Source organism: Bradyrhizobium nitroreducens (assembly GCF_002776695.1).
GTDB lineage: Bacteria > Pseudomonadota > Alphaproteobacteria > Rhizobiales > Xanthobacteraceae > Bradyrhizobium > Bradyrhizobium nitroreducens.
Map to the genome: position 1 here is coordinate 903019 of NZ_LFJC01000003.1, position 18658 is coordinate 921676.

15 protein-coding genes and 1 riboswitch are annotated in these 18658 nt (G+C 65.0%); of the genes, 6 read left to right on the forward strand and 9 right to left on the reverse strand.

Annotated elements, in window-relative coordinates; genetic code table 11:
- Positions 1-224: 224 nt before the first annotated feature.
- From TSA1_RS04560 to TSA1_RS04570, 3 genes are all read left to right on the forward strand, one after another.
- The gene (locus TSA1_RS04560; RefSeq protein ID WP_100175306.1) at positions 225-1223 is read left to right on the forward strand and encodes an NAD-dependent epimerase/dehydratase family protein; all 999 of its coding nucleotides are present in this window, start codon (positions 225-227) and stop codon (positions 1221-1223) included.
- Between the two features lie 340 nt (positions 1224-1563).
- A complete protein-coding gene (locus TSA1_RS04565) occupies positions 1564-2832 on the forward strand; it encodes a PQQ-dependent sugar dehydrogenase (RefSeq protein WP_100175307.1) in 1269 nt (422 codons plus the stop codon).
- A gap of 178 nt (positions 2833-3010) precedes the next feature.
- On the forward strand, positions 3011-3604 hold the full coding sequence (locus TSA1_RS04570; protein WP_100180965.1) for a c-type cytochrome: 594 nt from the start codon (positions 3011-3013) through the stop codon (positions 3602-3604).
- A 92-nt stretch (positions 3605-3696) separates the two neighbouring features.
- On the opposite strand, the gene panE is transcribed toward TSA1_RS04570, so the two are convergent.
- The 4 genes from panE to TSA1_RS04590 all read right to left on the reverse strand — a co-directional run bounded on the left by panE (position 3697) and on the right by TSA1_RS04590 (position 7465).
- Entirely contained in the window at positions 3697-4620 is a 924-nt protein-coding gene (gene panE, locus TSA1_RS04575; protein ID WP_100180966.1) for a 2-dehydropantoate 2-reductase, read from the reverse strand.
- Positions 4621-4728: 108 nt separating this feature from the next.
- Complete coding sequence (locus TSA1_RS04580) at positions 4729-5337, reverse strand: 2-hydroxychromene-2-carboxylate isomerase (protein ID WP_100175308.1); 609 nt, start codon at positions 5335-5337, stop codon at positions 4729-4731.
- 90 nt (positions 5338-5427) lie between these two features.
- Positions 5428-6792 (reverse strand): MATE family efflux transporter, encoded by a 1365-nt coding sequence (locus tag TSA1_RS04585; protein WP_100175309.1) that lies wholly within the window; start codon positions 6790-6792, stop codon positions 5428-5430.
- 76 nt (positions 6793-6868) lie between these two features.
- The gene (locus TSA1_RS04590) at positions 6869-7465 is read right to left on the reverse strand and encodes a DUF2239 family protein (protein WP_100175310.1); all 597 of its coding nucleotides are present in this window, start codon (positions 7463-7465) and stop codon (positions 6869-6871) included.
- Positions 7466-7614: 149 nt separating this feature from the next.
- Between TSA1_RS04590 and TSA1_RS04595 the strand changes: the two genes are divergently transcribed.
- Complete coding sequence (locus TSA1_RS04595; RefSeq protein ID WP_063198664.1) at positions 7615-8280, forward strand: glutathione S-transferase family protein; 666 nt, start codon at positions 7615-7617, stop codon at positions 8278-8280.
- Between the two features lie 223 nt (positions 8281-8503).
- Here the strand turns inward: TSA1_RS04595 and TSA1_RS04600 are convergent, their stop codons facing one another.
- Entirely contained in the window at positions 8504-9799 is a 1296-nt protein-coding gene (locus TSA1_RS04600) for an MFS transporter (RefSeq protein WP_100175311.1), read from the reverse strand.
- Between the two features lie 116 nt (positions 9800-9915).
- On the reverse strand, positions 9916-11664 hold the full coding sequence (gene ggt, locus TSA1_RS04605) for a gamma-glutamyltransferase (RefSeq protein WP_174718755.1): 1749 nt from the start codon (positions 11662-11664) through the stop codon (positions 9916-9918).
- A 103-nt stretch (positions 11665-11767) separates the two neighbouring features.
- Between ggt and TSA1_RS04610 the strand changes: the two genes are divergently transcribed.
- The gene (locus TSA1_RS04610; RefSeq protein ID WP_100175312.1) at positions 11768-13153 is read left to right on the forward strand and encodes an MFS transporter; all 1386 of its coding nucleotides are present in this window, start codon (positions 11768-11770) and stop codon (positions 13151-13153) included.
- A 108-nt stretch (positions 13154-13261) separates the two neighbouring features.
- Here the strand turns inward: TSA1_RS04610 and purH are convergent, their stop codons facing one another.
- From purH to TSA1_RS04625, 3 genes are all read right to left on the reverse strand, one after another.
- The gene (purH, locus tag TSA1_RS04615) at positions 13262-14854 is read right to left on the reverse strand and encodes a bifunctional phosphoribosylaminoimidazolecarboxamide formyltransferase/IMP cyclohydrolase (RefSeq protein ID WP_100175313.1); all 1593 of its coding nucleotides are present in this window, start codon (positions 14852-14854) and stop codon (positions 13262-13264) included.
- Positions 14855-14879: 25 nt separating this feature from the next.
- Positions 14880-14961, reverse strand: a riboswitch (ZMP/ZTP riboswitch).
- 58 nt (positions 14962-15019) lie between these two features.
- The gene (locus tag TSA1_RS04620; protein WP_174718756.1) at positions 15020-16738 is read right to left on the reverse strand and encodes a heparinase II/III family protein; all 1719 of its coding nucleotides are present in this window, start codon (positions 16736-16738) and stop codon (positions 15020-15022) included.
- A gap of 156 nt (positions 16739-16894) precedes the next feature.
- The gene (locus tag TSA1_RS04625; protein WP_100175315.1) at positions 16895-18241 is read right to left on the reverse strand and encodes an RsmB/NOP family class I SAM-dependent RNA methyltransferase; all 1347 of its coding nucleotides are present in this window, start codon (positions 18239-18241) and stop codon (positions 16895-16897) included.
- Positions 18242-18430: 189 nt separating this feature from the next.
- Between TSA1_RS04625 and TSA1_RS04630 the strand changes: the two genes are divergently transcribed.
- Complete coding sequence (locus tag TSA1_RS04630) at positions 18431-18634, forward strand: DUF1674 domain-containing protein (RefSeq protein WP_100175316.1); 204 nt, start codon at positions 18431-18433, stop codon at positions 18632-18634.
- Positions 18635-18658: the final 24 nt, after the last annotated feature.

The following is an 18658-nucleotide window of genomic DNA, read 5'->3' on the forward strand; positions in this document are numbered from 1 at the left end:
TCGAATTTTCTCGTCAAGGACTGGGTGAGTCCGTCTAACAAAATACTAGATATGGGTGGAAGACCAGTGAGCTGCGGGTAAGTTTTGCCGCTAAGCTGCTGTAACCACTTTAAAATCGGGTCTGTGAAGGATATGAGCCTCCAACGCAGCTGGATTTACAGCAAGTCTCAATCACCGCTCCAGAAGCGGGTGGCGGTCCCGTTGTCCGGTTCATTCGGTCTGCCATGACAATCCTGGTCACCGGCAGCGCAGGCCACCTCGGCGAAGCCATTCTCCGCACCCTGCGCCGGCGCGGCTCACCCGCGCGCGGACTCGACCTGAAGCCCTCGCCCTTCACTGACGCCGTCGGCTCGATCGTCGATCCCGACTTCGTGCGGGCTCGGATGACCGGCGTGACCGCCGTCATCCACACCGCGACGCTGCACAAGCCGCATGTGGCAACGCACTCCAAGCAGGATTTCGTCGACACCAACGTCACCGGCACGCTCAACCTGCTCGAGGCAGCCGTCGCCGCCGGCGTCCGCAGCTTCGTCTTCACCAGCACCACCAGCGCGTTCGGCTCCCAGCTCCGCGCCGGAGCCGGACAGGCGGCTGTGTGGGTTACCGAGGACCTGTCGGCGGTGCCGAAGAACATCTACGGCACCACCAAGCTGATGGCGGAAACTCTATGCGAGCTGTTGTTCCGCGAGCGTGCCCTGCCGGTCGTGGTGTTGCGGACCTCGCGCTTCTTTCCCGAGGACGACGATGATCCCGCGATGCGCTCGGCTTACACGCTGGACAACGCGCAAGCCAACGAGCTGCTCTATCGCCGGCTGGATATCGCAGATGCCGTCGGCGCCCACCTGCTCGCCGCCGAGCGCGCGCCAAAGATCGGCTTCGCCCGCTACATCGTCTCGGCCACCAGCCCGTTCGAGCAGCATCACCTCGCGGCGCTTGCGCGCGATGCGGCCGGCGTCGTGCGCGAGCTCTATCCGGAGTGCGCAGAGCTCTATGCGGCGCGCGGCTGGAAACTCTTCTCCGAGATCGATCGCGTCTACGTCAACGAGCGCGCGCGGCGCGAGTTGGGCTGGCGGCCGGAATTCGACTTCACGCATGCGCTGAGCTGCCTCCGCGAGGGCCGCGATTTTCGCAGTGCGCTGGCGCGCGAGGTCGGCTCGAAAGGCTATCATGAGGTGGTGTTGGACGACGGGCCCTATCCGATCGCCGATAAGCGCCGCCATTGATGTTTTGCTCGACGAGTCAAGTGCCTGTCGGGTCGGCCCCCGACCAGCGCACCTGCGCCGTTCTACTGTGCATGGGGTTGTTTTCGCATTTTTTGTTTGACGCCCCTGCCTGCCCGATTCCGCGTTGCAGCGAGAGCGCTGTCGTCGTGGTGTTCGTGCTCATTGACACTCCGTCTCAATTTTTAATGAGCGCAACCGCAGCACACGCGATGCCCTTCTCAGCGCTCGCAGATGTGCTAGCCTTTTTAAGTCTGCCCCTCGGCAGATCCCAAACTTCGCCTCTCGACTAGCAAAACAAAATAAATCGCAGCCCTGGCGGCTGCCTTAGGGGAGTGACGCGATGACATCGATGTTCCATCGATCCGTGTTGGCGCTTGCGGCCGTGGCCCTTCTTGCGGGTACCAGCATTGGCAATGCGCAGGACAAGAGCAAACCGCTCAAGAAATACGAATCCGGCACCAAGGAGTTCTGGACCCATCCGCCGGATGACTGGTTCCTGGGCGATGAGACCGAGGCGCAGAAGGGTCTTGCGCCGCCGTCGGGTCCGCCGACTGGCGCGTCCGATGCCGAGCTCGCCAACATCGTCAAGAAGATCAAGCTGCCGCCGGGCTTCAAGATCGAGGTCTATGCCTCGGGTGTGCTGGCCGCGCGGCAGATGGCCTGGGGTGACAAGGGCACGCTGTTCGTCGGCTCATTCGGCCTCGGCAACGTCTATGCCATCAAGGACAACAACGGAAAGAAGGAGGTCAAGACCGTCCTCAAGGGCCTGAACATGCCCACCGGTCTCGCCTTCAAGGACGGCGCACTTTACGTCATCGCCGTCGACAAGCTGATCCGCTACGACAACGCGGAGGCCAATCTCGACAAGCTCGGTGACGGCAAGGTCGTCTATGACGACATGCCGTCCTATGCCGCGCATGGCTGGAAGTACATCGCGGTCGACAAGGAAGGCTGGTTCTACATTCCGTTCGGACCGCCCTTCAACATCGGCATTCCCCCGACCAGTGTCTCGCAGATCCGGCGCGTCGATCCCAAGACCGGCAACGCCGAGATCTACGCGCTCGGCGTCCGCAACTCGGTCGGCGGTGACGTCGATCCGCGCACCGGAAAATACTGGTTCACCGAGAATGCCCGCGACTGGATCAGCGATGATCTGCCCAGCGACAAGCTGAACATGATCAACAAGATCGGCGAGCATTTTGGCTATCCCTACTGCCACCAGGGCAATCTGCCCGATGACAAGTTCGCGATGGGCCACAAATGCTCCGAGTTCACGCCGCCGGTGCTGAACCTCGGTGCCCATGTCGCTCCGCTCGGCATGAAGTTCTATACCGGCGACCAGTTCCCCGCCGAGTACAAGAACAACATCCTGATCGCCGAGCACGGCTCCTGGAATCGCCACAAGTATCAGGGCGGCCGCATCATGCGCGTGATCGTCGGGCCTGACGGCAAGAATCCCAAGCAGGAAGTGTTTGCCTCCGGCTGGATCGAGGGCGACCAGGGCTATCTCGGCCGTCCCGACGACATCATCCTCGCCAAGGACGGTTCGATCCTCGTCGCTGACGACTGGGCCGGCGCGATCTATCGCATCAGCTACAGCAAGAAGTAGCACGCACACGATGAGAGGCTGCGGTGGCCGCAAGGTGCCGCAGCCTTTTGCTTTTGACGTCGATGTCGTTCCGGATCGCGCGTCAGTGTGAGTCCGGAACCCATAACCGCAAATCGGGGTTATGGACCGCAGAGCCCTCTTGGGACGAATGACGCGCTTGCCAGATCAGGAATCAATCATGCGCCGCCAGTATTCTTCGTATGTTGTCGGCGCGCTTTTGTTCGCGGCGCTCGCGTTGGTCCCAGCCCAGGCAGCCGATAATCCTGGGATTAAGGAGAAGGCCTCCGTCTGCTCCGGCTGTCACGGCGAGAACGGCATTTCGCAAACCGAGAACATTCCCTCGCTGGCCGGCCAGCCCGATCAATTCATTCAGTGGCAGCTCGTGTTCTTCCGCGCCGGCTCGCGCAAGAACGACCAGATGAAACCGATCGCCGAGGAGATCACCAACGAGGACATCCGCAATTTCGGCGCCTATTTCTCGCAAATGACGCCGCCGAAGGGACCGGAAGACGGGGATCCGGACCTGTCGAAAAAGGGGGCTCAAGTTGCCGCCGGCCGCCGCTGCGCCTCATGCCACACGGACAGCTTCGCCGGCACCAAGGCCGTGGCGCGGCTCGCCGGGCAACGTGAGGAATATCTGGTCAAGGCGCTGCACGACTACAAGGCGGGTCAGCGCGTCGGCGGCGGCGTTGCTGCGATGGCCGATGTCGCCTATCGCATGAGCGATGAGGAAATCACGGCGGTCTCGCACTATCTGGCGCATCTGAAATAGCGCAGCTGTTGCTGCAAACTCGGTGTCGTCCCGGACAAGCGCGCTCCAAGCACGCGCAGATCCGGGACGACAGCGGAGAGTGGGATTACCGCCTACCCCGCCCGCTGCTTCTCATACGCCTTCAAATGCGTGTAGGCGATGCGCAGCTTCGGCACCGGCACCTTCGCGGCGTCTGCGCGCGCGATCAGATCGCCGATGACATGATCCGCCTCGACCGGCAGGCCGGCCTTGATGTCGCGGAACATCGAGGCCGTCATCGGCGATCCCTCGGTGGTGAGGTTGCCCTTCACCCGCTCGAAGAACGGGCCACCCGGCGGATAACCCGAGGCGGTGGCAATCGAACTGGTCTCATCGAGCATGCCGAGCAGGAAATCCCTTCCCCCTGGAGCTGCAAGGATGTTGCCGACAGAGGTGCGCATCAGGCTGGTGGATGCAGCGAGCGAGGAGAGGAACACCCACTTCTCCCACATGTCCTGCATGATGTTCTGACTGGCGGCGGCGCCGGTGATGCCGCTCCTGAAGGCCTCGTCGATCGCCTTGACGCGATCTGACGGCGTTCCGTCGCGCTCGCCGTAACTGATCGCCTGCATCGGCTGCAGCTGCACCACCTCGCGCTTCTCGTTCAAGGTCGCGGCGATAGCGCAGAGGCCACCGAGCACGCGCTCCTTGCCGAACCTGGCGTCGAGGATGTCGAGATGGCGCATGCCGTTGAGCATGGGGATGACAGCGGTATCAGGACCGACCGCCGCGGCAAACGATTTGATGGCGTCGTCGAGGTCGAACGCCTTGCAGCTCAAGAGCACGACGTCGAACTTGTCCTTGAGCGCATCCGCCTGCACGGTCGGCGGGTTCTTCAGCGTCACATCGCCATTCGGGCTCTTGATGACGAGGCCGGCGCTTGCGAGCTCGCTGGCGCGCTTCGGACGGACCAGGAAGGTGACGTCACGACCGGCCTGCAACAGCCTGCCACCAAAATAGCCGCCGATGGCGCCGGCGCCGACCACGAGGATACGCATGGGATGCTCCATTATTGCTCTTGGCGGCTACTTATAATCGGCATTGCGCGCGAAGCGAAGCAATCCGAAACGTTGCCGCAATCACATTCTGTCGCCGGGCATGAGCGCCTACGTCCCGAGCACCATCTCCTCGACCTCGCGGAGCTGCTCCTTGCCGAAGAACATCTCGTTGCCGACGAAGAAGGTCGGCGAGCCGAACGCGCCTCGGACGACGGCGTCCTCGGTATTCTTGATCAGCCTGGCCTTCACCTCGGGTTCCTGGCTGCGAGCAAACAGCTTCTGTGCATCGAGTCCGGAGGACGTAAGCGCCCTGGCCGCGACGTCAGGATCGTCCATCTTCTTCGGCTCGCGCCACATGTGGTGGAAGGCGGCCTCGACATATGTCTCGAATACACCCTCGGCTTGCGCCGCAATCGCCATGCGCATCAGGTTCAGCGTGTTGACGGGGAAATGCGGATTCCAGACATAGGGCTGGACATGAAAGCGCTTGATGAAGCGCTCGGTCTCCACCTGCTGGAATTCGCGCTTGTTCTTGACGCCCGCGAGGGTCTCGGCCGGCGATTTGTTGTTGGTCGATTTGAAGATGCCGCCGAGCAGGATCGGGACGTATTCGAACTTGACGCCGATGCGCTGTTCGATCGCGGGAATCGCGAGATGGCTGAGATAGGCGTTCGGGCTGCCGAAATCGAACAGGAACTGCGGGGCTGTGCGGGTCAAACTCGTTCTCCCTGAGGACGCTTTTCACCCATTGTGGCGCAGCGTGCCCCGCAGGTCCACCGTTTAATGATGGTCATAATACTTTGAGCGTCAGACCAGACGCTGGATGGCCCGCTTGCGCCACACCAGGAGGTAATAGCCCATCTGCAAAACGAACATGGCGCAGAACACGATGGGATAGGCGGCCCACACGCCCGCCAGGCCAATCGTGCGGCTCAGGATCACCGCGGCGGGCAGCTCGATCGCGACAATCGCGAAGATCGAGAGCAGCATGGGCGTCAACGCGACGCCGGCGGCACGCATGGCGCCCGAAAACACCGTGGCGAGGCCGAACGGCACCGAGCTCCACAATGCGATGAAGAGCAGCCCTTTCGCCAGATCGAGCACGGTGCCATCGGTGATGAAGATGCCGAGCACGGCGCGCGGCGCGAGGTAGATCAGCGCCACCAGCCCGCCAGTCAGAACGAGGTTGAAGGCGAGGCCGGTGCGCACGATGCCGTCGAGCCGGGCTCTGTCGCCGCTGCCGACCGCCTGCGCACCGAGGATCGACACCGCGATCGAAATCGACATCGCCGTGAACTGCGTATAGCCCATCACCTGGTTGACGGCGCCGTAAGCCGCGGTGGCATCCGATCCAAAGCCGTTGACGAGTCCGAGCAGGACCAGCTCTGCGATGGCCATCACGACCATGCCGACGGCACTCGGCAATCCGATGGCGAGGATCTTTCCCAGCATCACACCGTTGAGCCGGAGGTGACGCAGCAGCGCCGCGTCCGGTGCCAGCGCGTGCTTCTTCCGCAGCAGATAAAGGGCCAGCGCGATCAGCGTGAGCGCGTTCGAGATCGCTGCCGCCCAGGCCGGACTGGTGATGCCGGCGGCCGGCAATCCGAACGATCCGCGGATCAGCATCGGCGTCAGGACCAGACCTATCGCGGTCGACAAGGCCAGCGCCAGCAATGGCGTCAGCGCGTCGCCGACGCCACGGATCATCGCCGTCATCAGCAGGAAGACGAAGCCGAGCGGCATGGTGAGCAGCATGATGCGCGCATAGGCGCTGGCCTGATCGAGGATGTCCGCGGGCGTCGCAAGCGCCATCATCAGCTGACGGCTGAAGAGGCCGCCGATCAGCGCAACCGAGACGGACAGCAACAGGCCGATCGCAAGCGTCGTGCCCGCGATGAGTTTGATCTTGTCGTGCTCGCGCGCGCCAAAGGCCTGACCGATCAAGACGGTCGCGCCGGTGCTGAGGCCCATGACGAAGGCGAACAGAAAGAACATTACCGGGAAGAGCACCGAGACGGCCGCCAGTGCGTCGACGCCGATCATCTGGCCGAGATAGACGTTGCTGACGGTACCGAACAGCGATTGCAGCGCGTTGCTCAGCATCAAGGGCGCGAGGAAGCGCAAAAATGTCTTCCAGAGCGGCTTGGCGGCGGACATGGTGGGGCCTTTCATCAGGGCGTGCGACGCCGTTGCCGCGCTAAGCGCGCGGCTTGGGCCGTCGATGGGATTGTGAAGAGCGCCGCGCGGTTTACGCGCGGTCGCTATAGGCGAGCTTGACGATGTGGTCGCGGATGTCGGCGGGCCAGTCCGCGATCAGCCCGGTGAAGCGTCGCCGATCATCCGCGAACAGGGCGCGCGAAGCTTCCTCGAACTGAGGCAGATTGCCCGCCATGGTCGACATGAAGTGGTAGGCCGCATCGCGTGCCTGCCGCTCTCGGTCCTTGTCGCCGCTGGCGCGCCTCGCCTCATCCACGAGCTTGCGCAGCGCGACCGAGGCGCCGCCCGGCTGCGCGCCAAGCCACTCCCAGTGCCGCGGCAACAGCGTCACCTCGCGCGCGACCACGCCGAGCTTCGGCCGGCCGCGTCCGCGTGGCTCGTTCGGCAGTGCGGTCTCCGCGACCGGGGGCGGGACAAGCTTCGCCAGCCGCACCAGCACCTCGCGGTCCCCGCCGCGCAGATCGAAGTCGATCGATCGGCCCGTGGCGTCCTCGAAGATGAGGATGGGCTCGTCCGGCCGTTGCGCCACCCGCTTGACGACCAGCGCGACCTCGCCGGCCGGCCCGGAGACCAGACGGCGCGGGCCCTGGAAGGCGGTGAAAATCTTCTGCATCGGAGTCATTGCCATTTTGACGAAGTCGGGCCTTTAATACCCGGGTAAATTCAAAACGTCAATATACCCGGATAAAAATATCCGCGCCAAAGGCTCGACATTGGGCCCCCGGGCTGGCAGGTACGCGGCCGACCGACCACGCCTGGCCTTCTGGGGATCTGCCGATGCTGACCGTTCACCACCTCAACAATTCCCGTTCGCAGCGTGTGTTGTGGCTGCTCGAGGAGCTCGGCGTTCCCTATGAGATCGTGCGCTATCAGCGCCAGCCGGACATGCGGGCGCCGAAGGAGCTGCGCGCCATCCATCCGCTCGGCAAGTCCCCCGTCATCACCGACAACGGCAACACCATCGCGGAGTCGGGCGCGATCATCGAATATCTCGTCGCAACCTACGGCAACGGCCGGCTGATCCCGCCGCCGAACACGCCGGAGCGGCTGCGCTTCACCTATTGGCTGCACTACGCCGAGGGGTCTGCGATGCAGCCGCTGCTGCTGAAGCTGCTGTTCACGCTGATGCCGAAGCGCGCGCCGGCGCTGCTGCGTCCGTTGGTGCGCAAGGTCTCGAACCAGGCGTTGACCACGCTGGTCAATCCGCAGCTCAAGCAGCACATGGACTACTGGGAAGGCGAGCTTGCGAAGAGCGAGTGGTTCGCCGGCAACGAGTTCACCGCGGCCGACATCCAGATGAGCTTCCCGCTGGAAGCTGCGCAAGCGCGCGGCGGGCTCGAGCAGGGTCATCCCAAGGCGATGGCGTTCCTCGAGCGCATCCACGCGCGGCCGGCCTATGCCCGCGCGCTGGAAAAGGGCGGGCCGTACCAGGTGGGGCGGTAAGTCGTTTGCACCGTCATTCCGGGATGGTCCGAAGGACCAGACCTCAGCTGCGCAATTGCGCACCGGAGAATCTCGAGATCCCGGGTTCGGCTCTGCGAGCCGGCCCCGGGATGACCGTGATCGCTAAAGCGCGATGAGTTTGGATGAATCATCATCGCGCTTTAGGTTTTTGTTTGCGCATGATCTTTCCGGAAAACCGCTTCGCACTTTTCCGGATCATGCTTTAGTGTGGATGCAGCACGCGTCCGCGCGTCTCCGGCAGCGCAAAGGCGGCGATGAAGAACAGCGCGTAAGCGACCACCGCGAAGATCGCGATCGCGTTTGCGAGCGACGTTGACGCCGATAGCGCGCCGACGAGGAACGGAAACAGCGCCCCGATCCCGCGGCCGAAATTGTAGCAAAAGCCCTGGCCGGAGCCGCGCAGCCGCGTCGGATAGAGCTCGGTCAGGAACGCGCCGATGCCGGAGAAATAGCCCGAGGCGAAGAAGCCGAGCGGGAAACCGAGCACCCAGAGGATCTCGTTCGTGAGCGGCAGCTGCGTATAAAGCAGCACCACCGCGATGGCGCCGATCGAGAAGATCAGGAACAGATTGCGCCGCCCGATCCGATCGGCCAGCCAGGCTCCCGTGAGATACCCGATGAAGGAGCCGATGATCAGCGTCGACAGATAGCCGGTCGAGCCGACGATCGACAGATGCCGCTCCTTGGTCAGGAATTGCGGCACCCAGAACGTGACGGCGTAGTAGCCGCCCTGGCAGCCCGTCGCCATCAGCGAGGCCAGGATCGTGGTCTTCAGGATCGGGCCGGAGAAGATTTCCCAGATCGCCGGGCGATCGCCGCTCGCGGCGTGCCTGGCGCGAGCCTCGGCCGCGATCTCCGGCTCGGTGACGGAGCGGCGGATGTAGAACACGAGAAGCGCCGGCAGCGCGCCGATCACGAACATCCAGCGCCACGCCGTCTCAGGCGGCAAAACCGAGAACAGGATCGCCTGCGACAGCACTGCGAGGCCCCAACCGACCGCCCAGCCCGACTGCACCGAGCCGACCGCGCGGCCACGATATTGCGGCCGGATCGCCTCGCCCATCAGCACGGCGCCTGCCGCCCATTCGCCGCCGAAGCCGAGGCCGAGCACGGCGCGTGCGATCAGGAGCTGGTCGAAATTCTGCACGACGGCGCAGACCAGCGAGAAGAACGAGAACCAGACGATGGTGATCTGCAGCGTCCTCACCCGCCCGATATGGTCCGAAAGATAGCCGCCGAGCCAGCCGCCGATCGCGGAGGCGAGCAGCGTCACCGTGCCGGCGAGGCCTGCGGAGGCCGCATCCACCTTCCACAGCGCGATGATGGTGCCGATGACCAGCGGGTAGATCATGAAGTCCATGCCGTCGAGCGCCCAGCCCGCCGCGCAGGCCCAGAACGTCCGTCGCTCGGCGACGTTCATGTCGCGGTAGAAAGCAAGGAGGCTGGTGTCTTCGATCTCGGTGCGTTCGATGCGCTGGTTCGGATCGGTCGTGGTCATCTGCGTTTCCCCGGCAGTTTCTTGGCCGCGGTGGTAGCACGCGTCGCGACGCACGCAAGCCTTGGAGCTGTCTTGGAGCTATCTTGGAGCTGTCTTGGGGCTATGCGGAGATAGCGCTACTGCCCCGCCGCCTCTGCGCCCCGCGTGCGAAGGTCGGGCGCGCCGAGCGGCCCGTTGGCCGTCACGAGAATTGAATTGGCCGACGTCTGGCCCATCGGTTCGACGATGAGATGGCCCATCGCCTTCAGCTCCTTCAGAACATCGCTGGGAAACCCGCTCTCGACACGCACCTCGTCCGGCAGCCATTGGTGGTGCAGCCGCGGCGCCCCGACAGCTGCGGCGACGTCCATCTTGTAGTCGAGGACGTTCACGATCACCTGGAGCACCGTCGAGATGATGCGGCTGCCGCCAGGCGAGCCCGTCACCAGCACGGGTTTGCCGTCCTTCAGCACGATGGTCGGCGACATCGACGACAGCGGACGTTTGCCGGGCCCGGGCAGATTGGCCTCGAAACCGACGAGGCCATAGGCATTGGAGGCGCCGACGGCGGCGGTGAAATCGTCGAGCTCGTTGTTGAGCAGCACGCCGGTGCCATCGGCAACGAGGCCGACGCCGTAGCTGAAGTTCAGCGTATAAGTGTTGCTGACGGCATTGCCGCGGGAATCGACGACGGAGAAATGCGTGGTGTTGCTGCCCTCGCGTGGCGAGGGAACGGCGGAAACCAGCTCATTCGATGGTGTGGCGCGTTCGGCAGAGATCCCGGAGCGCATCTTGGCGGCGTAGTCCTTCGCCGTCAGCGTTTCGATCGGCGCGTTGACGAAGGCGGGATCGCCGAGATAGCGCGCGCGATCCGCATAGGCGCGCTTCATGGCCTCGATCAGGAGATGCAGCGACGCCGGCGAACCCTGCTTCAGATCGGCGAGCTGAAATCCCTCGAGGATGTTGAGCGTCTCCACCAGCACGATGCCCCCGGACGAGGGCAGCGGCATCGACACGATGTCGTAGCCGCGATAGGTGCCGCGCACCGGCGCACGCATCACGGGCTGATAGGCCTTCAAATCGGCCGACGTCATGATGCCACCCGCGTCAGCCACGGCCTTCGCGAGCCTTTCCGCAACCGGCCCTTCATAGAAGCCGCGTGGCCCCTGTGCAGCGACAGCCGACAGCGTCTCGGCGAGATCGGCCTGCACCAGCCGGTCGCCTTCACTGATTGGTGTGCCATCGGGCCGCGAGAAGATCTTGGCCGAAGAAGGCCAGCGTGCCAGCCGCCGGTGCCAGCCCGGCAGCGTATCCGCAATGTCGTCGCTGACGACGAAGCCCTCGCGGGCGAGTGCGACCGCAGGCTCGAGCAATTGCGCCAGCGTGAACTGGCCCGAACCGTATTTCTCGAGCGCCAGAGCAAGTCCCGCCACCGTGCCGGGCACGCCGACACCCAGCGCGGAATCCCGCGACTTCGCCATATCAGGCTTGCCGTCGGCGCCGAGGAAGATCTGCGGCGTGGTCGCCGCCGGCGCCGTCTCGCGGTAGTCGATCGTAACGTCTTCGTTGCGGTCGGCGGAATGGATCACCATGAAGCCACCACCGCCGACATTGCCGGCGCGCGGATAGGTCACCGCCATCGCAAAGCCGGTCGCGACAGCGGCATCGACCGCATTGCCGCCGCGCCGCAGGACGTCGGCGCCTACCTGTGCGGAGATTCTCTCCTGCGCCACCACCATGCCATGTTCGGCCGCGACGGCGCGCACGGTGTCGCGGGCCGGCGGAACATAACCCGGCCGGGCATCCTGAGCGGCCGCGGGCGCGAGACCAAACGTCAGAGTAATTATGACAGCGAGAAACGCCCGCCGAGTCGGATATGACGACATGATCAAATTTCCGCGGCGGCTTCGGATCGGTTCACACGCCTCGCGGCAATGCTATACGGTTTGCCCCGAGAGAGGCAAAACTGTTCGTGATGAGGACTGCGTGATGACGACGATCGCCCCCGATGCGCGCATGGCCGGCGCGCCGCGGACTTATCCGCCGCGCGCCGCCGTCGTCGGCTGGATCTTCTTCGATTGGGCCGCGCAGCCCTATTTCACGTTGATCACGACCTTCGTGTTCGCGCCCTATTTCGCCACCAGCGTTGCGCCCAATCCCGCCACCGGCCAATCGCTGTGGGGATTTGCGATGGCGGCTGCAGGCCTTGCGATCGCACTGATGTCGCCGGTGCTCGGCGCCATCGCGGATGCTTCGGGCCGCAGGAAGCCATGGATTGCGGGATTCGGCGCGGTGCTGGTGCTGGCTTCGTGCACGCTGTGGATCGGCAAGCCCGGCGATCAGGCCATCATTCCACCGCTGCTCACCGCGGTGGCTCTCGCCAGCATCGGCGCGGAGTTCGCCACCCTCTTCAATAATGCGATGATGCCGACGCTGGTGCCGCCGGAGCGGATCGGTCGGCTTTCCGGCACCGGCTGGGCCACGGGTTACATCGGCGGCATCGTCAGCCTGATCATCGTGCTCGGCTTCCTTGCTGCAAATCCCGAGACCGGCCGTACGCTGCTCGGCCTTACGCCGCTGTTCGGGCTCGATCCGGTCTGTCATCAGGGCGATCGGATCGTCGGACCGCTGACCGGGGTGTGGTTCGTGATCTTCGTGACGCCGCTGTTCCTGTTCACGCCCGATTATCCGGCAAAGCACCCGCTGCGCGAAGCGCTGCACGAAGGATTGTCGGAGCTGAAGCAATCGATCAGAAGCCTGCCGAAGCAGAAGTCGCTCGCGGCGTTCCTGCTCGCCAACATGATCTACACCGACGGTCTGGTGTCGCTGTTCGCCTTCGGCGGTATCTATGCCGCGGGCACCTTCGGCTGGCACACCATCCAGATCGGCACCTTCGGCATCATGCTCGCGATCACCGGTACGTTCGGCGCCTGGCTCGGCGGCAAGCTCGACGATCGTCTCGGTCCGAAGCGCGTCATCGCCGGCAGCATGCTGCTGCTGCTATTATCCGTGGCGGCGATCCTTCTCGTCGACAAGGACAGCGTGTTGTTCGTGAAGGTCACACCGCCCATGCCGGGCGCGCCGCTGTTCTCGAGCGCGGCTGAGCGCGCCTATCTCGTGCTGGGCTGTCTGATCGGCGCGGCCGGTGGCCCGCTGCAGGCCGCCTCACGCACGCTGCTGATCCGTCTCGCACCGAAGGATCGCATTGCGCAGTATTTCGGCCTGTTCGCGCTGACCGGAAAGGTGACCTCCTTCATCGGCCCGCTCCTGATCGGCGTGATTACCGCGGCAACGGCGAGCCAGAAGGCCGGCATGGCCGTGCTGGTGGTGTTCTTCGTCGCGGGATTGGGGCTGTTGATGCGGGTGAAAGAGTAGCATCGCAGCCGTCATTCCGGGGCATCGCGGAGCGATGAACCCGGAATCTAGAGGCTGTCGCGCGAGATTCCGGGTTCGCGCTGCGCGCGCCCCGGAATGACGGCAAAATCAATGCCTGAAGTGCCGCGTGCCCGTGAGCACCATGGCGATGCCGTGATCGTCGGCGGCCTTGATCACCTCGTCGTCGCGCATCGAGCCGCCGGGCTGCACCACGGCGGTGGCGCCGGCTTCGATGCAGGCGAGCATGCCGTCGGCGAACGGGAAGAACGCGTCCGAGGCCACCACCGAGCCCTTGGTGAGCGGCTCGGCGAGCTTCAGCTCAGCTGCCGCATCCTGCGCCTTGCGTGCGGCGATCCGCGCCGAATCGACCCGGCTCATCTGGCCGGCGCCGATGCCGACGGTGGCGAGATCCTTGGCGTAGATGATGGTGTTGGACTTGACGTGCTTGGCCACCCGGAACGCAAACTTGAGGTCGCGCATCTCTGCGTCCGTGGGCGCGCGCTTGGTGACGACCTTGAACGTCATGTCGTCGACCACCGCGTTGTCGCGGCTCTGCACCAGCAGACCGCCGGCGACCGTCTTTGCGGTGAGGCCCGGTGCGCGCGGATCGGGCAGGCTGCCGGCGAGCAGCAGGCGAAGGTTCTTCTTGCCGCCGATGATGGCGATCGCCTCCTCGGTCGCGTCGGGCGCGATGATCACCTCGGTGAAGATTTTTGTGATCTCGCGGGCCGTATCTGCGTCAAGCGGACGGTTCATCGCGATGATGCCGCCGAACGCCGAGGTGGAATCGCAGGCCAGTGCTCTGCGATAGGCTTCGACGAGGTTGGCGCCTTCTGCGACGCCGCAAGGGTTCGCGTGCTTGACGATGACGCAGGCCGCGGTGCGCTTGGCGTCGAACTCGCCGATGCATTCATAGGCCGCATCGGTGTCGTTGATGTTGTTGTAGGAGAGCTCCTTGCCCTGGAGCTGCCGTGCCGTCGAGACGCCCGGGCGCTTGTCAGGGGTGGCGTAGAACGCCGCTTTCTGGTGCGGGTTCTCGCCGTAGCGCAGCGACTGGATCAGCTTGCCGCCGAAAGCGCGGAAGTCGGGCGCGTCGATCTCGAGTTGCCGATTGAACCAGTTCGAGATCGCGGCGTCATAGGCCGCGGTGCGCGCATAGGCCTTCGCGGCAAGCCGCCGGCGCAGCTTCAGCGTGGTCGCGCCGCTGTTGGCGGCGAGCTCGTCGAGCACGGCCTTGTAGTCGTCTGCCTCGACCACGACCGCGACGTCGTCATGGTTCTTCGCGGCGGCGCGGATCATCGCGGGGCCGCCGATGTCGATGTTCTCGATGCAATCCTCGAAGCCCGCGCCTTTGTCGACCGTCGCTTCGAACGGATAGAGATTGACGACAAGGAGGTCGATCGGCGCGATGCCGTGTGCCTTCATCGCTTCCGCATGGTCCTTGTTGTCGCGGATCGCGAGCAGGCCGCCATGCACCTTCGGATGCAGCGTCTTGACGCGGCCGTCCATCATCTCGGGGAAGCCGGTGAGGTCGGAAACGTCCTTCACCTTGAGGCCGGCCGCGGCGATCGCTTTCGCGGTGCCGCCGGTCGAGACAAGCTCGACATCATGGGCGGCCAGCGCCTTGGCGAATTCGATCAGGCCGGTCTTGTCGGAAACGGAAATCAGGGCGCGGGTGACGCGGCGGGGATGGTCAGTCATGAGCAAGATCCTCTGTCTTAAGGAGTGTCTATGCCCAGGCGCGCGGCAGATATGTGTCGCGCTTCCCGATGGTGCTCCATCCAAGGTCGCCAGTCGCGCGAACGAGGGCTCGATAGCAGTTTTCGGCGTGCTTCACAACGTTCAGATGGGGCTGAATCCGCGCGTTTACAGCGGAAGTTCCGGCTCGCGCCGGGCATTTCTCCGGGCGTTTGTAATCGTCGGCGAAGCTGTGGAACGCACAAAACTCCAGCGGATCGAGGGCGCCTGCCGCGCATCCTGCCGGATCACGATCTGGGCGGTGCGGCGCGGGCCGTCATTGCCGGCCAGGAACACGCTGTCCTCGAGGTCCACCTTGTCGTCGAGCGCCTCGAAGGTCCAGACGTCGCGGTTCGGCAGTACCAGCATGACGCCGCGGGCATCCGACAGCCGGCTCGCCTTCACCGCGGGATGCAGATGGAAGCGCAGCGCGAAATCGGCATCTGCGCCCTTGAAGCGTCCGCCCTGCGGCGGCGACAGCATGTCCTCGCCATCGATGCGCGCGCCGTCATTGGCGATCATCAGCACACGGCGGTGGATCGCCCCGAACTTGGCGAGATAGCCGTCATGCGAGGTCGTGAGCAACGTGCCGTTCTGCACGATTTCGCGATAGCTCTCGACCTCGACCGGCCCGCTTGTGACCGGCGAGCCGTGCAGGAGCCGCTTCATCGCGGACATCTCCACGAACTGGCACGAGGAGGTGTCGTGATAGGTCAGCGTCGAATGCGCCGCCGTGCTGCGCGCGAACGGCCGCCAATTGTCGCGACCCGTGGTCGGCATGCCGCAATTGGTGACGATGCGGCTGATGCCGGACGATAATTCGAACGACAGACAGCCGGCGTGGGCGTCTTGGCTGACGCCGGCCGGCGGCGGCGGGCCGGTGTCGATGATCACGGTGGTCTGGCCGGCATCGAGGCGCTGAAAACCGGTATGCGGCATGTTCGCCATCGGCGCGCCGTGGGTGTCGTCATAGGCGAGCAGCGTGGCGAGCAGATCCGAAGACGTCGCGCTCATGCCGTTGAACAGCGCGAAATTGCCGTCGCCGTGCCGGAAGAAGCGCAGCATCGGCATCATGCGGTCGATCGCGTTGAGCAGCGCCGGCGGCGGCGCGATGTTGCGCGCCGCAAAGGTCTGCCGCAGCGGCAAGAGGTCGATCAGGAGCTCGATCAGCGCGCCCGGATTGCGCGAGATGTGCCCGCCGTCGGGCAGGATCTGCCGCTGCAATTCGTCGGACAGTTTTTTCGAGGCGCTGCGGATGTGCCGTGCCTGATTGGCAAGGCAGAGCGTCGTGTAGCACAGCGCGATCAGCACCTGGAGCTTCGGCACCCCGTCCGGAATGTCGACCATGGTGTAGCGCAGGAAGCGGATCTCGCGTGCGAGTGCGCGCAAGTAACGGCGGTAGAACTTGTTGTCGGTCTCGCCCAGCACCAGTGGCGCCTGCGACAGCAGCGAGATCACGCGCCGGGCCAGCACGTCGGCGCGTCGCGCGACCGGGCGACGCTTGTTGGCGGGGTTGGCGATCCAGTCCTCGATCAGCGCGCGCGCATTCGCCCGGGTCAGCGCAGTGTCGGCGGCGCGCAAATGGCGCAGCCAGCCGAAGCCGAGCAGCGCAACCTCCCAGTCCTCCGACGGCGGCTCGAGATCGAAGATCGAGCGGCCGTGGCAATTGACGATCTTGCCGGCGAAGACGAAGCGGCCGGCATAGATCTCGGCGGCGCGCGTCGCATCCGCGGTGCGCAGGTCGTGCGGCGCGATGATCAGCCGGTCGGTGCGGCCGGGCCAGACCCGCGACAACGCAACGGAACCGCCGCTCGCGCGCGCGAGCATGTTCCGCGCGAAGCGGTTCATGACCAGCGACGAGATACGTCTGCGTTGAGCGACCGACACGCCTTGCCTTGAAGGGGGAGAGGATTCCGACGAATCCTTATTAATCCCAAAATCGATCGCCTGACACCACCCTGAACGGGACGAATCAGTGTGGGAGTTGCAAAAACCGGTGCAAAATCAGGATTTAACGAGCCGGCTTGCGAAGAATCCGTCGAGCCCGCCGAGCTTGGGATCGGCGTGCGGCAGATGGCAGGGCAGGGTGCGCAGATCACCGTCGGCGGTGATGATTTCGTCGAGACCCGCGACCTCCGAGGCCATGATCGGGACGCGGCGAAGCGCGGGCTCGGCGGCCAGCAGCGTCGCCACGGCCTGCTCGCCTTCTTCGGGTTCCAGCGAGCAGGTGCAATAGATCAGCGTGCCGCCAGGCTTGAGCAGCGACACGGATTTGCGCAGCAGCCGTTGCTGGAGCGCGGACAGGGCGGTGATGTCCGACTCCTGCCGCAGCCAGGCCACATCGGGATGACGGCGGATCGTACCGGTCGAGGTGCAGGGCGCGTCGATCAGAACACCGTCGAAGCCCTCGGCGGGACCGGCCCATTCCACGGCGTCAGCGACGACGGTCTCGGCCTGCAGCGACAGCCGCGCCAGATTTTCGCGTAAGCGCGCCACCCGGGCGGGCGAGCGGTCGATCGCCGTGACATGCGCGCCGGCGTGTGCCAGTTGCGCGGTCTTGCCGCCGGGGGCCGCGCAGAGATCGGCGATGGACTTGCCCTTGACGTCGCCGAACAGCCGGGCCGGCAGCGCGGCGGCGGCGTCCTGCACCCACCATTGTCCCTCGGCGAAACCGGGCAGCATGGTCACCGAGCCGTGCAGCAGCATCCGCACCGTCCCGGTCGGCAACGTCTCGCCATGCAGGCGGCTCGCCCATTGTGCGGCATCCGACTTCACGGTGAGATCGAGCGAGGGCTCGTGGCCGAGCGCCAGCGCCATGTCGCGTGCGGTCGCCTCGCCATAATGCGCGCTCCAGCGCGCGAGCAGCCATGGCGGCAGGTCCAGCGATTGCGTGGCGACCTCCTCGACCAGCGCCTTGCCCTCGCGCGCGCAGCGGCGCAGCACGGCGTTGACGAGGCCGGCGTAGCGCGCGGCGCGCCGGTCGGATTGCACGAGGCGGACGGAGAGATCGACGGCCGCATGATCCGGCACGTCCATCCAGAGGATCTGCGCGGCGCCGATCAGGAGCGCGCTCTGCGCGCGCGGTGCCTCGGAGGGGATGCCCTTGTCCAGCAGGCGGGACAGCACATGGCCGAGCGTGCCGAGCCGGCGCAGCACGGTGGCAACCAGGCGCCGCATCAGCGCGCGGTCGCGGTCCGCCAGCGTCTTCAGTCCGGGATGGGCGCCGCCGCCGTCGAGCTGATCGTCGAGCGTGCGGTGCTTGTGCAGCACGCCGTCGACGATGTCGGCGGCAATCCGTCGTGCCGCAAGGCCTGGCACTTCGGATGGAGGGGCGAAACGTTGAGATGGCATGCAAAAGCAAGGTTCTGAGCGAGCGGCAGTTCCGCCGCAATGGGCGCATGCCTTGAGAAAGCAATCTCTGGCACGCGAATATGCCAAATGTAAGAATAGCTTCCGGCTTTTTCAGCCCTTCGGGCCCGATTTCAGGAATGCGTTATTGGACGTCGCGCCGCAAGCCGTCCTGCGCTAGAACACCGGGCCATGAGTGACCAGCCTCCCGTTCCCGATCGCAAGCCCCTCTCGCCGGCAGCCCAGCGCGCGCTGGCCGAAGCCGAGGCGCGCCGGCAGGCCGCAGCCGCGGAGGCCGGGAGCGAGGCCAGGGCGAAGGAGCTGCAGGGCCCGAAGGGCCCCGAGCCCACCCGCTACGGCGACTGGGAGCGCAAGGGCATCGCCTCCGACTTCTGAGTCATCGCCGATCCGGCGGATCGT